This window comes from Bacillus sp. UMB0728, from assembly GCF_002858875.1.
GTDB classification, from domain to species: Bacteria; Bacillota; Bacilli; order Bacillales; family Cytobacillaceae; genus Bacillus_AB; species Bacillus_AB infantis.
Genome location: NZ_PKLA01000002.1, coordinates 548,169 through 562,249 on the forward strand (window position 1 = coordinate 548,169; position 14,081 = coordinate 562,249).

Annotated in this window: 15 protein-coding genes; 13 read left to right on the forward strand and 2 right to left on the reverse strand. The window is 45.8% G+C overall.

The features are described from left to right. Positions 1–23 precede the first annotated feature (23 nt). The 9 genes from CYJ37_RS08460 to CYJ37_RS08510 all read left to right on the forward strand — a co-directional run bounded on the left by CYJ37_RS08460 (position 24) and on the right by CYJ37_RS08510 (position 8,534). Positions 24–998, forward strand: a complete 975-nt coding sequence (locus tag CYJ37_RS08460; protein ID WP_101549066.1) for a phosphoglycerate dehydrogenase — start codon at positions 24–26, stop codon at positions 996–998. 780 nt (positions 999–1,778) lie between these two features. Then, on the forward strand, positions 1,779–2,579 hold the full coding sequence (locus CYJ37_RS08475) for an SDR family oxidoreductase (RefSeq protein WP_101549072.1): 801 nt from the start codon (positions 1,779–1,781) through the stop codon (positions 2,577–2,579). 87 nt (positions 2,580–2,666) lie between these two features. After that, positions 2,667–4,598: a BglG family transcription antiterminator gene (locus CYJ37_RS08480; protein WP_101549075.1), complete on the forward strand. Its 1,932-nt coding sequence runs from the start codon at positions 2,667–2,669 to the stop codon at positions 4,596–4,598. Between the two features lie 4 nt (positions 4,599–4,602). After that, complete coding sequence (locus CYJ37_RS08485) at positions 4,603–5,043, forward strand: transcriptional regulator GutM (protein WP_101549077.1); 441 nt, start codon at positions 4,603–4,605, stop codon at positions 5,041–5,043. A gap of 4 nt (positions 5,044–5,047) precedes the next feature. Beyond that, positions 5,048–5,593 (forward strand): PTS glucitol/sorbitol transporter subunit IIC, encoded by a 546-nt coding sequence (gene srlA / locus CYJ37_RS08490; RefSeq protein ID WP_101549078.1) that lies wholly within the window; start codon positions 5,048–5,050, stop codon positions 5,591–5,593. Positions 5,594–5,613: 20 nt separating this feature from the next. Continuing rightward, entirely contained in the window at positions 5,614–6,627 is a 1,014-nt protein-coding gene (srlE, locus tag CYJ37_RS08495; RefSeq protein ID WP_101549081.1) for a PTS glucitol/sorbitol transporter subunit IIB, read from the forward strand. Between the two features lie 109 nt (positions 6,628–6,736). After that, positions 6,737–7,099: a PTS glucitol/sorbitol transporter subunit IIA gene (locus CYJ37_RS08500; protein ID WP_101549083.1), complete on the forward strand. Its 363-nt coding sequence runs from the start codon at positions 6,737–6,739 to the stop codon at positions 7,097–7,099. Positions 7,100–7,174: 75 nt separating this feature from the next. After that, entirely contained in the window at positions 7,175–7,843 is a 669-nt protein-coding gene (locus CYJ37_RS08505) for a fructose-6-phosphate aldolase (protein ID WP_101549084.1), read from the forward strand. Between the two features lie 37 nt (positions 7,844–7,880). Beyond that, a complete protein-coding gene (locus tag CYJ37_RS08510; RefSeq protein WP_101549086.1) occupies positions 7,881–8,534 on the forward strand; it encodes an HAD family hydrolase in 654 nt (217 codons plus the stop codon). A gap of 123 nt (positions 8,535–8,657) precedes the next feature. Here the strand turns inward: CYJ37_RS08510 and CYJ37_RS08515 are convergent, their stop codons facing one another. Then, on the reverse strand, positions 8,658–9,035 hold the full coding sequence (locus tag CYJ37_RS08515; RefSeq protein WP_101549088.1) for a DUF3139 domain-containing protein: 378 nt from the start codon (positions 9,033–9,035) through the stop codon (positions 8,658–8,660). 181 nt (positions 9,036–9,216) lie between these two features. On the opposite strand from CYJ37_RS08515, the gene CYJ37_RS08520 reads away from it, so the two are divergent. Further along, a complete protein-coding gene (locus tag CYJ37_RS08520) occupies positions 9,217–10,713 on the forward strand; it encodes an FAD-binding oxidoreductase (RefSeq protein ID WP_257964198.1) in 1,497 nt (498 codons plus the stop codon). Next, positions 10,697–11,227 (forward strand): hypothetical protein, encoded by a 531-nt coding sequence (locus CYJ37_RS08525; protein ID WP_101549090.1) that lies wholly within the window; start codon positions 10,697–10,699, stop codon positions 11,225–11,227. The genes CYJ37_RS08520 and CYJ37_RS08525 overlap by 17 nt, the downstream gene beginning before the upstream one ends. 164 nt (positions 11,228–11,391) lie before the next feature. Here the strand turns inward: CYJ37_RS08525 and CYJ37_RS08530 are convergent, their stop codons facing one another. Beyond that, positions 11,392–11,679: a hypothetical protein gene (locus tag CYJ37_RS08530; protein ID WP_101549092.1), complete on the reverse strand. Its 288-nt coding sequence runs from the start codon at positions 11,677–11,679 to the stop codon at positions 11,392–11,394. Between the two features lie 203 nt (positions 11,680–11,882). On the opposite strand from CYJ37_RS08530, the gene CYJ37_RS08535 reads away from it, so the two are divergent. Together CYJ37_RS08535 and CYJ37_RS08540 are read left to right on the forward strand one after the other, a co-directional pair. Continuing rightward, the gene (locus CYJ37_RS08535; protein ID WP_101549094.1) at positions 11,883–12,734 is read left to right on the forward strand and encodes a sugar phosphate isomerase/epimerase family protein; all 852 of its coding nucleotides are present in this window, start codon (positions 11,883–11,885) and stop codon (positions 12,732–12,734) included. Continuing rightward, entirely contained in the window at positions 12,727–14,067 is a 1,341-nt protein-coding gene (locus tag CYJ37_RS08540) for an amino acid permease (protein WP_101549096.1), read from the forward strand. The genes CYJ37_RS08535 and CYJ37_RS08540 overlap by 8 nt, the downstream gene beginning before the upstream one ends. Positions 14,068–14,081: the final 14 nt, after the last annotated feature.

A 14,081-nucleotide genomic window follows, 5' to 3' on the forward strand; every position in this document is an offset into this window, starting at 1 on the left:
CTCCAGTGAGGGGGTGGCCCGCTATGAAAAGAGGGGAAATCATGAAGTTAATCATTACAACACCGAGCTTTGGAAAATTTCATGAACGATTGATTGAAGAGATGGAGGAAAAGGGATGCCGAATCCTGCGGCTGATCCCATATTCCAGGGAAGAGATGCTGAAAGAGATTGTAGATGCCGATGCGTGGATTGTGGGTCTTGAATCAGCTGACAAAGAACTTCTTGAAAGGGCAGAGAACTTAAAGGTGATCGCCAAGCATGGGGTCGGTGTAGACAATATCGACCTTGAAGCGGCAAGTGCGAAAGGAATTGCCGTAACAAATGCACCGGGAACAAATAATGACGCTGTCGCAGACCTTGCTTTTGGTCTTATGCTCAGTACAGCCCGATCCATTCCTGCCGCAAACGCACTTGTGAAAGGCGGAGAGTGGGGGCGTTTTGACGGTGTATCTGTTTGGGGCAAAACTTTGGGGGTCATTGGACTCGGCGCCATCGGGAAGGGAGTTGCCAAAAGAGCCCAGGGATTTGAGATGAAGGTGCTGGGATATGATGTATCTGCCCCTGCCCCTGATGAAAAGGAGCTGAACATTGAACGGGTGTCCCTAACTGAACTGCTTGCTTCTGCTGACTATATTTCCATGCATGTCCCGCTCAATAAGTATACCGAGGGGATGATTGGCAGGGAGCAGTTCGACCTCATGAAACCGAACAGCATCCTCATTAACACGGCTCGCGGCGGTGTAATCGATGAAAAAGCATTATACGAAGCACTTGCCAACAATAAAATCCGTGGCTGCGGCCTCGATGTATTCGAGCAGGAGCCGCCGGTTTATCCAGAACTGATCGGTTTGAAAAATCTGGTTACAACGCCGCACATCGGCGCTTATACAAACGAAGCAGTCCAGCTTACCAGTGAAATGTCCGCTGAGAATGTGCTAAGGCTGCTGCGGGACGAGCCGTTGGAGAATGTTGTGAATGGTGTTGGGGTAAAGGCATAAAAAAGGAAACAGCTGGCGAACTATCGCCGGCTGTTTTTTTGACAGAAGGATATGTTCCCTGTCCTGTTAAATAAGGGGATAATCTTTAACCCAATCTATCCATTCTGCTCCAAACATAGCTAGCAAGGACTGCCCCAAATAACAAACATACTGCCCAGACAATCAATATCTCAGTAAATGCAAAACTAATGTGAAATGAATCAAGTAGGAATTTAATTATATAGTAATCTAGTGCAAGTGGAATTGAGATTGCCAGGGTGTACATCCGCACAAATCTTTGTTTTCCCATTTTTATTAGTTGGCCCCATCTCATCATCCTATAATTCCCCCAGTTAACAATAAATCCTCACACTATATATATGGTTAACTAGACATTTCTTGTTAAGTTTCTGCTGTTTATTCATCTTCAATACAGATGCCGGTCAGCCGTAAAAAACTAATCAAACGTTTGATTAATTCCCTCTTAAGCCCCAGAGGCAAGCATTATACGCGTTTTTATACCTTTCTGTCTCTCCCGTTCCATGGCAAAGGAAACTTGTCCCCCTAGTTCCACCAGCAAAGCTTTGTGGAAATGGACCGAGGACCTGTCCCCATGGCTCTCCCAAGGAAACGGGCCAAGGAACCTGACCCCATGGCCCACCCAAGGAACCCGCTCCCACATTTCATACACCCATTTTCACTCTTAAGTGAAAAAGTCTGTATTAATTATTCTCAATTCTATTACTATACTGATATTAGAAATTGTAAGTGTTTTCAACTTGGTTATAGGAGGAATGACAGATGAGCAGTTCTTGGCTTGGTTTGGAAGAGAAGGTAGCGATTGTTACGGGTGGTGCTTCGGGCATCGGTTTACATATTACGAATGAACTCCTGAAAAACGGCGTGAAGGTTGTGGTTGCCGATTTGAATGGGGAAGAAGGCGAGCAGGAAAACGGTTCTTATTTTATCCAATGTGATGTGACGAAGAAGGAGAGCGTTGATCAGGCGGTTGCGAAGACGGTTGAGCTGTTCGGGTCTTTGGATATCCTAGTGAATAACGCAGGTGTGAATCTTCCTAGACTTTTGGTTGACGATAAGGGAGAAAAGCCGGAATATGAGTTAAGTGAAAAAGACTTTGATTTCATGGTTGCTGTGAATCAGAAGGGTCCTTACTTGTTTGCCCAGGCTTCTGCGAAGAAGATGCTGCAGCAAAGCGGCGGCGTGATTATCAATGTTTCTTCAGAGGCTGGCCAGGAAGGGTCTGCCGGACAGAGCTGTTATTCCGCAACAAAGGGAGCGGTAATTGCTTTTACTAGGGCATGGGCGAAGGAGCTTGGCAAACACAATATTCGTGTCGTTGCGATTGCCCCTGGTATCATTGAAACGACTGGCCTCAGGACAGATGCTTATAATGAAGCTCTGGCTTATACACGCGGTGTGACGGTTGATGGCCTTTCAACGGATTACAGCAAATCAATCCCGCTTGGGCGCGAAGGGAAGCTGACGGAAATCGCTGACTTGGTTTCTTATCTTGCTTCTGACCGTGCAGGCTATGTGACAGGGACAACCTTTAATATTTCAGGCGGCAAATCCCGCGGCTGACGCTTATAAAGACGTTGTTTCAGCGCCTTTATGGGAGCCGGCCAGCGGGCAGACCGTCCGGCTTCCATATAAATAGGGGTGATAAAAATGTCTGACAGAATGATAGATGAACGAGCAGCAAAGATGCTGGCAATTGCCCGGACAAAAACCTATCACTCACTTGATGAGCTTGCAGAAGCAATGGGTGTGGGCACCAGGACAATCAGAAATTACATCAAACAGCTGAATGAAGACTTGGACGGAATTGCTTCTTTTTTCAATGAAAGAGGAAAAGGCTTCCGTTTCGATATCAATAATATGAAAGCGTTCCAATCTTATTTGGAAGAAAGCAGCTCGGAAGATAGCTCGCTGAATTCGCAAAAGGGCCGGATCGGGTTCATCATCGACCGGCTCATCAACAGCGAAGAAACGTATACACTGGATGATCTGGCTGAGGAAATGCACTTAGGCCGCACAACGCTCGTCAATGAGCTGAAAAAGGCAGCCGTTTCCCTTGAAACATACAAGCTCATCATCCACGGCAAGCCGAACAGGGGGATGGAGCTGAGCGGCAGGGAATTGGATTTGCGCTTCTACATCCTGGATCATCTTTATGATGTGCTGTATGGCGATTATCCGCTCGATGAAGATATTACAGAGGCGATCGAGAGGATCTCGAATGAGTATAACCTCGAGTCTCCTACCCAGGAGAGGCTGTTGGAATTCATCATCATCATGCTGGACCGGCTTTTGAAAAACCATCATCTTGAAGCTATCGAGGAAAAGCATAAAAAGCTGATCGGCACACAGGAGCATGGGATCGCGCTTGAAATTGTTGAAGCGATCCAAAATCAGCTCCCGATTGAAATTCCTGAGGCGGAGGCTCTGTTCATCACGATCCCGATTGCAGGAAGGCGGACGCCGACAAATAACCGGACGCTGGCAGATATTGCGATTACCGATGATGTAAGGCGGCTGCTTGAACAGATCCTGGAACAGGTTGGCTTTAAAAAGGAAATCATTGAGCAGAATGAGTCCTTCTTTCAGGATCTTCTGTACCACTTGACCTTTATGCTGAACCGGCTGATTTTCGGGCTTCGCCTGAAAAACGCGCTGCTCGCTGATGTGAAGGAAAAATATCCGGTTGCCTACAAGATGGCCGAGATTGCCGGACAGGTGATCGAGAGCAGATATGGGCTTGAGGTGCCGGAGGATGAGCTTGGCTATCTGGCCTTTTATTTCGGGGTGTTCATCGGCCAAAGCGATATCAAGGTCAAACGCTTCCAAAAAGCCGCAGTCGTCTGCGGGACTGGCCGGGGGACGGCAAAGCTCGTCAGCATCCAGCTGGAGCGCATCCTGAATCAGGATACAGAAATAGACCTTTTTGCCGAAAAGGACGCAGCGAAGGAAGTCCTGGATTCATATGATCTTGTTTTTTCTACCGTAAAGCTGTCCTTTGAGACTAAAGCACCTTTTATCATGATCAACGAAATATTCGATGAGAGCCGTGTGAAGAGGGAGATTGAGAAGGCGGCCTACAGACAGAGGCTCAACATTCAAAATGGCAGCGAGTATCAATCTGTGATGGCCCAGCTGCTTGCTAAAGAGTCATTTTTCCAGCTGGACAGCTCTAAAGGCTATCACGAAAACGTCTTCCATATGGTAAATGAGCTGACTGAAATTGGCCGCCTTGACCCTGGATTCGAGGAGCGGCTGAAGGAAAGGGAAGAAAAGGGTTCGATGGTATTTGACCGCTATATCGCCTTTCCGCACACCTTCAATCAGCAGTCCAATGACATTGAGCTGGCGGTCGGGATATTCCCGGAAGGGGTCATGGAGAATGGCAGGGAAGTCAGGGTTGTGTTCCTGCTCGGATTGCCGGAGGAACAGAATGAATGCAATGAAAGCCTGATTGTCAAAATCTATGATGAAATTATCGCGATTGCGAACAATGAAGAGCTCATCGCACAGCTGGTACAGGCAGGATCCTACGAGGATTTTGTCTCCGGCATCGAACGGTCAAACAGGGAAAGGGGCTGAGAAGATGATTCTATTTTTAATCATATTGATTGGGATCGCCTGGCTGGTCCAGAGCATCCTTGGGTTTTTCCAGATCAAGCATTTTAATAAAAAGTATGCCGAAATGAGATCGCTCGGCCGGGTGGCCATCGGCAAAAGAACAGGGAAACTGCGTGCAGGGACGGTCGTCATGTTCGCTATCGATAAAAGGAATAAAATTCTGAAGGCAGCGAAAATGCAGGGCGTGACCGTTTTTTCCAAGGTTAAGGACCTGAATGGTTTTGAGGGGAAATACCTGCTGAAGATTTCCGAAGAAGATTTCAAAGGGCATGATAAATTGACCCGGCTTGCGATTGCCGATGCGCTTAAGAGCTATGACATCATTTCTAAGGGCGGCGAGCTGCAGGTGAAAAAGGGCTGGATCGACTATTTAATGCCGAAAAAGAAAGAAATGAGAAGAGGGTGAAGAGATGGATTTTATCATCAAATTAGCTGAAGGGTTCATGAACTTATTCCGCACAGGCGGCGAAACCTTTGTCGGCCTTGTCACAGATATTGTACCGCTATTGATCATGCTATTGGTTGCCATGAACGCGCTTGTCCGCCTCGTCGGGGAAGAACGTGTTGAAAGACTTGCAAGAAAATCAGGAAAAAACGCATTTACAAGATATTTCATTCTGCCGATCATCGGGACATTTGTCCTTGCCAATCCTATGACATTATCACTTGGAAGATTCCTTCCGGAAAAATATAAGCCAAGCTATTATGCAGCAGCATCTTATTCATGCCATACACACAACGGTTTATTCCCGCACGTTAACCCAGGTGAGCTGTTCGTATTCCTCGGGATTTCAGCAGGGATCACAACGCTGGGCCATGATGTAACCGAGCTTGCTCTCCGCTACTTCCTTGTCGGTATTTTCACCAACTTCTTAAGAGGCTGGATCACTGACCTGACAACTTCTTATGTAGCCAAACAGCAAAACGTAAAACTAAAAGATACCGTTCAACTATAGAATTCTAGGTGGTGGGAAACATGACAGCTTTTCAATCAATCAAAATTTCAAAGGGTGCCGGCGGATTTGGCGGACCTTTAGTAATAACACCAACAGACGAGAAGAACAAAGTCGTCTATATTACCGGCGGACAAAGGCCGGAAATTGCTGATAAAATCGCTGAACTGACAGGCTGTGAGCTTGTCGACGGTTTTAAGACATCTGTGCCGGAAAAAGAAATGGCCTGCGTCATCATCGACTGCGGCGGCACACTGCGCTGCGGATTATATCCGCAAAAGCGCATCCCGACAATCAACATCATGCCGACAGGCCAGAGCGGTCCATTGGCCAAGCATATTACAGAAGACATCTACGTTTCCGGCGTAAAGGCGGAAAATATCCAGCTGGCAGATGCAGAAGGTGCAGCGGCTCCGGCACCGGCAATGTCAGTACAGGAAGAGGCAGCTGAAGGGATCAAAACACCTAAATACAGCTCAGACAAGAAAATCAGTGAACAGCAGAAGCCAAAAGGTTTAATGGCAAGAGTCGGCATGGCAATGGGCTCAATCACAAGCGTCTTCTACCAGGCCGGCCGTGATGCCATTGATACGGTTATCAAAACGATTCTTCCGTTCATGGCATTCGTTGCTATGCTCATCGGGGTCATCCTGGAATCAGGAATCGGCGACGTGTTCGCGAAATTCCTGTCACCTTTCGCAGGTTCTGTATGGGGGCTTATCGTCATCGCACTTGTCTGCTCATTCCCGCTTCTATCCCCATTCTTAGGCCCTGGCGCTGTTATTGCCCAGGTAGTCGGAACACTGATCGGGGTTGAAATCGGAAAAGGCAACATCCCGGCCCACCTTGCATTGCCGGCCCTATTCGCCATCAATGCTCAAGCTGCGGCAGACTTCGTGCCAGTAGGACTTGGACTTGCAGAAGCTGAGGTTGAAACAGTCGAAGTAGGGGTTCCATCTGTCCTATATTCCAGATTCCTCACGGGGGCGCCGACCGTCTTCATTGCCTGGCTCGCAAGCTTTGGCTTGTATGATTGAGATTGAATAATAGAAAATGAGCATGCGGATAATGGGCTTCATTAGTGCATCTGCACCTGTTGTCCCCGTACCGCAATAGAGAAAATTGATCCAAAGGAGAGACTCAACCATGACAACGAAATTTGAAACTAAAATCAACAGCATCGGCCCTTCGGTAACTGACTTTATCGGTGAAAAAATGTTCATCCTTTTCGGGGATAATGCTCCAGCTGAGCTTGCTGAGTACTGCCTGCTTATCGATGTAAAAGAAGTTGAAGGCGAGATTGCAGCAGGCGATACCCTGCAGATCGGCAGCAATGAATATAAAGTTACTTCTGTCGGTGATGCTGTGAAACAAAATCTTTCCTCACTCGGCCATATTACCCTGAAGTTCGACGGATCCCAGACTCCGGAGCTGCCAGGCACCCTTTACCTGGAAGACAGTGAAATCCAGGAAGTTAATGCTGGAGACACTATTCGGATCTACTCATAATGAATAAAAAACAATAGCTTAACTTTTGCCATCCAAGAGTTAGGCTATTATTTTTAATAAGAGGGGGCAAGGGAAATGAAATTAGTCATTGATTCAGCAAATGTTGAAAGCATTAAAAAGCTCGTGGATTTTTTCCCGATTGACGGGGTCACCACCAATCCGAGCATCGTTGTAAAGGAGCAAAAGCCTTTCCTGCCTTTGCTTAAGGAAATCAGATCTGTTATCGGAGAAGAAAAAGAGCTGTTTGCCCAGACGATCGCCGGGGATGCAGAAGGAATGGCGGGAGAAGCCCGCTGGCTTTGTGAAGCTGTTTCCGGGAACGTTGTTGTAAAAATTCCTGTCACCTTCGAGGGTATCAAAGCAATCAAAATGCTGAAGGCCGAGGGCATCCGCACACTGGCAACAACGGTTTATACACCGATGAACGCCTATCTTGCTGCCAAAGCCGGCGCCGATTATGTGGCTCCTTATGTTAACCGGATCGATAATCTTACAGGCAATGGTGCGAAGGTAGTTGCAGAGATTACTGAGATTTTCTCAAAGCATAATTTATCTTGTGAAGTCCTGGCAGCCAGCTTTAAAAACGTCCAGCAGATCCACAATGTCTGCCTTGCCGGTGCACATGGAATTACTGCAGCACCGGAACTGATCGAAGCACTCGTCAAAATTCCTTCCATTGAAGACAATGTAGAATCTTTCAGGCAGGATTGGATAGGGCAGTATGGGGAAGGCAGTTTATTTTAAGCGAGGATAAATAGAAAGAAAGAGGAAGGTGGAACCTATGATTAAAGCAATCGTCTGCGATTTTGACGGACTGATCATCGACACAGAATATGCCCTTTACGAAGCATTCTGCGACATGCTCGCAATTGATCACAGTGAAATGCCGATTGCCGACTATGCTCACTTCATCGGCACAGATTCAAAAGGCCTGTATGAATATATCATGGAAAAATCAAACGGCACCATGACAATCGAGGAAATTATCGAGAGATCTCATATTTTACATAAGGAAAAACTTCAATCCCCGAATGCCCGTGAAGGGGTTGAAGACTATCTGAAGGAAGCCAAAAGCAGAGGACTGAAAATCGGACTCGCCTCCAGCTCCAACCGGGAATGGGTCACCTTCTTCCTGAAGGAGTTGGACTTCCTTCAATACTTTGACTACATCCAGACCTCTGACGATGTAGAAAAGGTTAAGCCAGATCCGGCTCTCTACAGGAATGTTATCAGCCATTTCGGGATTGAACCGTCTGAAGCCATTGCGTTTGAAGACTCTATGAACGGATCAAAAGCTGCCATTGCTGCAGGGCTTAGATGTGTGATCGTGCCGAATAAGATTACTGAGAATTTGGCGTTTGAGGGATATCATATGAGGCTTGGCAGTATGGGAGAGAAGGAGTTTGGGAGAGTTGTAGAGGAGATTGAACGGTGACAGGCACCACCCGAATAATCTTGTTTCACATAAAAGTTTCACGGTATAGCTAAAGGAAGACAAAAGAGGGGCAGGTTTTCTGTCCCTTTTTTATTTTTCCTTGAGATCCACCTAACTTTTGTCCTATCTTCGCTCGATTACCTCAACTATCTTTCCCTTTCTGAAATAAACGTCATATACAGGATACTTCGCTTGCTTCTTAGCTAAATCCAGGGACATATTATTATACCTTGCGAAAACTCTTACATTTCTTTCTGACCTATAAAACTCATAGTAATATGTAATTTCAGGATCGTCTTTATATTCAATACTCTGAAACCAGCATCCATTTTTATAATCATACACATTAACAAGTTTTTCTCTATTTTCCACTAATGCTCCTTGGAATTCTATTACCTGTGCAATTCTTTTATCAGCTAGTAATTCATAATGCAGAAAATTTAGCTTGATTACACCCCATATAAGAAAAATGAAAACGGGAATAAAAATTAGCTTTTTCAATTCATACCACCTTTTAAGTGTAATATTACACTTTTATTGTAAGGTAATAAATGTATATAAACAATAGATAAAAAAATATATGGCTTATAAATAACTTCCCTTTTTTTGGAATAAGTAATACAATAGTGTAAAATTACACATTTAATGTTGGGATAAGCAAATACTATTACAGGTGAGCGAAATGAAGATGCTAAACAAATTAATTAAAAAACCTTGGTTTCTAGGATGTATCGTATGTATATTCCTTCTCTGGATTCTTTTCAACATCCCAATCGAAACGCGCAAATATGGACTGTCGCAAAGTGCCTTAGCAACAGATTATACAGGCCTTCTGCCAGAACGGATTGAGCGGGTGGTCGAAGCAGATGACCGCCTTGAACTGCAGCGGATTATAAAAGAAGCTAATCAGAACGGCCAGAAGATTTCGATTGCCGGTCTGCAGCATTCACAGGGAGGCCATACCTATTACAAAGATGGTGTGGTTTTGGATATGCGGTCATTCAATAAGATCCTCAAAGTCGATAAGGAAGCTAAAACTGTTAAGGTTGAGAGCGGGGCTTCATGGGAGAATGTCCAGGAGGCCGTGAAAGATGATGGGCTTGCCTTGAAGGTTACACAGTCACAATCGATTTTTACAATAGGAGGGTCTTTGTCGGTCAATGCTCATGGGCGGGATATCCGCTTCGGTCCGATGGCCGGGACTGTAAAGGAAATGACTGTGCTGACGCCTGCGGGTGAAATTAAGACAGTAGCGAGGGAAGATTCGGAGGAATGGATGAAGTATATGTTTGGCGGATACGGATTATTTGGGGTGATCCTTGATGTCACGCTGGAGCTGACTGAGGATGAAGTGTACACCATCCATACAGATGAGCTGAAAACGGATGAATATGAATCGTATTTTACAAATCTGCTTAACCATGATGACACAGCTATGCATTATGCAAGGGTAAGCGTCGCACCGAGTACCTTCCTCGATGAAATGTATGTGGTGGATTATAACCATACGGGAAAGCAGGATAGAGCTGTCCCTCTTAAGGAAGAAAAAGGAGCCAGGATGGGAAAGCTTGCAATGGATATCGGCCGTCAAGGCGGGATGTGGGAGGACCTGTTCTGGAATAATCAAAAGCTCATGGCAAGGTCTCTGAATGGAAAGAACATCACCAGGAATAATGTGATGCGCGGCAACTCTGCGTTCATGGAGTTCACAAAGCCGGGGCGGGTAGAGGTTCTGCAGGAATTCTTCGTGCCTGTCAATCAGTACGGGGAGTATATGGAGGATTTGAAAAATCTGCTGCCAGCTTCGGATCGGGGTGAAGATTTTAAAATCCATAATATTACGGTCCGTTATGCAGCAAAAGACAGCATAACTAGCCTGAATTATGCCAAGGAAGATATGCTGGGCCTGGTCGTTTTAATTCAGCACGGTCTCAACGAAGAACAGATAGCAGATGCAGAAGCAATCATCCAAAAGTGGACCAGTCTGACACTCGAACACGGCGGAACCTACTATCTCCCATACTACCATTATCAAACGAAGGAGCAGTTCAGAGAGGCGTATCCAGAGTGGGAGCAGTTCCGGGCGGAAAAGCTGAAACGCGATCCAAATGAAGTCTTTCAGAACCTATTCTATGATTATTACCTGAAAGAAGGAGCAGCAGATGAAAATCAAGAGTGAACAGGCCATCCCCCTGTTGGTGTCGGTCGGGCAGGTTGTCGTTTTTCCTTATTATATCGTATGGCTAAAGCAGGCTGCCCTGTCCTTTACTCTGTTTGGCTGGCTGTTCGCCATATTCTCCTTCTCAGCTGCCTTCGGTTATCGCTTTTATCAGACCAAAGGCAATAAATATCGCCGCCATCACCCGTTCATCTACGCCGGGATGGGAGCTGTCTATATCCTGGCAGGCACCATTAGTCAGCCTGCGGACTCTCTGCCTTATATAGCACTCCTGCTTCAGACAACACTTGGGTTCCTTCAAGGCTATCACCACGCCTGGCATATAGAGCAGAAAACCTTCCGCCTGCATGCCATTCATCACTATCTGATTGTCGGTATTGCCATGATTGGGATTTCTTTTGTGAAGATAATCTCTCCTGGGGTTGTGATTGCGGGGTTTGGAGGTGTGCTGATGCTTTGTGCCTTATGGGGCGGAGGGAAAGGTTTGGTGTCTTGGATGGGTAGTGAGAAGTGAAGGGAAGAAGGTAAAACCGTTGCCATAATAGGTGGCCCTATGCAAATTGATGTCAGAAAGCCCGGATTTATTATTGATGAATAATAAATGCGGGCTTTCCTGTTTCCTATCTTCTAGTTTCCGAGAATAGAGTGAAAATTGTCAGTAAACTTTTAAAATAGTATTCACGCGAACTGTACTTGCCCCAATGCAAAACCGGTTATCAAGACAGCTGCAGCAAGGGCCGGAATACTTAACAGCAGCTTATGGAAAAACCGGATCTTTGTAAAACGCTTATATACCTTTTCAGCAATGAGGGCAAGCGGGATGAATAACAGCAGCATTTCTCCAATGCCGAACAGGTCACCAGAATCATAGGGGCTGCTTACATGTTGATCGACAAAGTAGTTGATGGTGAGAAGTATAGTGAATAAGATCATTTGAAAGAGAAAGAAAAGCAAATTTTTTATCAACAGGGCAGCTCCTAGCTTTGTAATTAGATTTCTAGCCTAATGTGTAAATTTTAATGTATTTCTTATTGTGGGACAAGGTGCCTTTCCCTGCATATCATTCGGATGAAATTTAATTTTCAAAAAAGTGTTGCTTGTTTTGTACTATCTAACTATAATACAAATCATAACAAATGAATAAGCGTTTTCATAAGGGGGGGGATTTAATGAAGCTTGCCGGGATGAATATTACATTCAGGCATTATCCGTTTAAGGAGTTTTTGGAGTGCATGACAAGTCTTGATATCCGGCATATTGAGTTATGGGCTGGAGAGCCGCATTTCTATGTATACCGGAATCTGCCTGGCAATTTAAGAAGTATGAAGCGGGAGCTTCGTTCGAGAAATATGGAGCTGGTTTGCTTTACGCCGGAGCAGTGTGTCTATCCGTACAATATTGCGGCGTCCGATTCTGATTGGAGAAGGAGCAGTGTTGAGTACTTTAAGGATAACTTATATGCTGCGTTGGAGCTGGACTGCAATATGATGCTGATTACTTCAGGCATTGGGGATCATTCTGTGAGCAAGAGAGAATCGTGGAATTATGCCGCTGATTCGATTCACCAGCTAGCAAAGATAGCGGAAAAGGAAGGAATGAATCTGGTCTTGGAGCCGTTAACAAGGTTTGAGACCAATCTTGTAATGGATGTTGAGGGAGTTAAGAGGATGCTCGAGGATATCCAATCACCTTCTCTAACAGGAATGATAGACACTGTAGCGATGCAGCTCGCGGGGGAAACTCCTGAAGATTATTTTTCCGCTCTTCGTGAGGTTAAGCATTTTCATTTGATTGATGGGGATAGTGTGTCAGATGCCCATCTGGCCCTGGATGATGGGGTGCTGGATTGGCGGGGCTATATGGAGTCTCTAAGACGCAGCGGGTACAAGGGTGCATGCACCCTGGAGATTATGGGATCTGATTATTATAAGAATCCAAAGGAAATAGTTTCAGAGTCTGTGAAAAAATTAAGAGAGATGGAAGCATTCCATTCTAAAACTGGGGGAACTCAAAATGAGTAATGGGGCTCTTACACGCAAGCTTGGATTCTGGGCTGCGCTGGCTATTGCGGTTGGTACGACAATAGGATCCGGGATTTTTGTTTCGACAGGGGAAGTGGCAAAAGCGGCTGGCACCCCGACTATTTCAATTTTGGCCTGGGTCATCGGCGGGCTGATTGCTATTCCGCAAGTTATGGTGCTGGCAGAGCTGTCTACAGCCTACCCGCAAAATGGAAGCGGTTACGTATATCTCAATAAAGCAGGCTGGCGGCCATTGGCTTTCTTATATGGATGGTCTACCTTCTGGGCGCTTGATCCGCCAAGCATTTCGATTATGGCCCTTGCGATCGTCTCGTATGTTGCTTCTTTCTTCCCATTCTTTGACGGGATGAATGGAAAACTGCTCGGCATCGCCATCATTTTGGCCATCACCGCAATTCATTACAGGAGTGTGAAAGAAGGCGGCCTTTTTCAAGTCATTATTACAGCAGTAAAAATCATTCCATTCCTGATTGTCATTGCGCTTGGCTTTATCTATATGAACCCAGGAAACTTTTCTTATACTCCAGTGTCTGGAAGTACGGAAACAAGCCTGATCGGAGGCGTTTCAGCTACAACCTGGGCATATACAGGCATGGCGGCAATCTGTTTTATGGCCGGGGAATTTAAGAATCCGGGCAAGGTGCTGCCGCGTGCGCTGATTACTTCAATCTTCATTATACTTACGCTTTATACGCTGCTTGCTGTCTGTGTAATCGGACTGATGCCTTTTGAACAGCTGATTCAATCCAATGCTGCTGTTTCTGATGCGGTTAAGTATATCCCGGGTTTATCGGATATTGCTTCATCATTCGTAGGAGTGACAGCGATTGTTGTCATACTCGGTTCTTTGAGCTCATGCATCATGTTCCAGCCTCGCCTGGAGTACGCGATGGCAAAGGATGGCCTGTTTTTTCAGCGCTTTGCCAAGGTTCATCCGAAATATGAAACTCCGAGCTTTTCAATATTGGTGCAGGTCATTTATGCTTGCTTCCTGGTTTTCTTCGGCAATTTAACGGCCCTGCTGGGATATTTTACGCTTATCCAGCTACTGATCAACATTATGGACTTTGCGGCCGTTTATAAATGCCGGAAAAGAGACGATTATAAGCCGGTCTATCGGATGCCTTTATGGAGGATTACAACCATTTTGGCCATCGCCGGGGCTGCCTGGCTTGCCTGGGGAACCTTTACCTGGGCGCCGATCCAGGGTATGATAGCGGCGCTTATCGTCGTCGCCACAGGACTTCCTGTCTATTATTATTGGGAAAGAAAGTATGGTTCAAAGGCTGGCAAGGAAAATATAGTGGCCTGATGCAAGAGGGAGTT

Bases quoted from the DNA above. Each gene is read 5' to 3' on its own strand.
- CYJ37_RS08460 (WP_101549066.1), top strand. From the start codon at position 24: ATGAAAAGAGGGGAAATCATGAAGTTAATCATTACAACACCGAGCTTT.
- CYJ37_RS08475 (WP_101549072.1), top strand. From the start codon at position 1,779: ATGAGCAGTTCTTGGCTTGGTTTGGAAGAGAAGGTAGCGATTGTTACG.
- CYJ37_RS08480 (WP_101549075.1), top strand. From the start codon at position 2,667: ATGTCTGACAGAATGATAGATGAACGAGCAGCAAAGATGCTGGCAATT.
- CYJ37_RS08485 (WP_101549077.1), top strand. From the start codon at position 4,603: ATGATTCTATTTTTAATCATATTGATTGGGATCGCCTGGCTGGTCCAG.
- srlA (WP_101549078.1), top strand. From the start codon at position 5,048: ATGGATTTTATCATCAAATTAGCTGAAGGGTTCATGAACTTATTCCGC.
- srlE (WP_101549081.1), top strand. From the start codon at position 5,614: ATGACAGCTTTTCAATCAATCAAAATTTCAAAGGGTGCCGGCGGATTT.
- CYJ37_RS08500 (WP_101549083.1), top strand. From the start codon at position 6,737: ATGACAACGAAATTTGAAACTAAAATCAACAGCATCGGCCCTTCGGTA.
- CYJ37_RS08505 (WP_101549084.1), top strand. From the start codon at position 7,175: ATGAAATTAGTCATTGATTCAGCAAATGTTGAAAGCATTAAAAAGCTC.
- CYJ37_RS08510 (WP_101549086.1), top strand. From the start codon at position 7,881: ATGATTAAAGCAATCGTCTGCGATTTTGACGGACTGATCATCGACACA.
- CYJ37_RS08520 (WP_257964198.1), top strand. From the start codon at position 9,217: ATGAAGATGCTAAACAAATTAATTAAAAAACCTTGGTTTCTAGGATGT.
- CYJ37_RS08525 (WP_101549090.1), top strand. From the start codon at position 10,697: ATGAAAATCAAGAGTGAACAGGCCATCCCCCTGTTGGTGTCGGTCGGG.
- CYJ37_RS08535 (WP_101549094.1), top strand. From the start codon at position 11,883: ATGAAGCTTGCCGGGATGAATATTACATTCAGGCATTATCCGTTTAAG.
- CYJ37_RS08540 (WP_101549096.1), top strand. From the start codon at position 12,727: ATGAGTAATGGGGCTCTTACACGCAAGCTTGGATTCTGGGCTGCGCTG.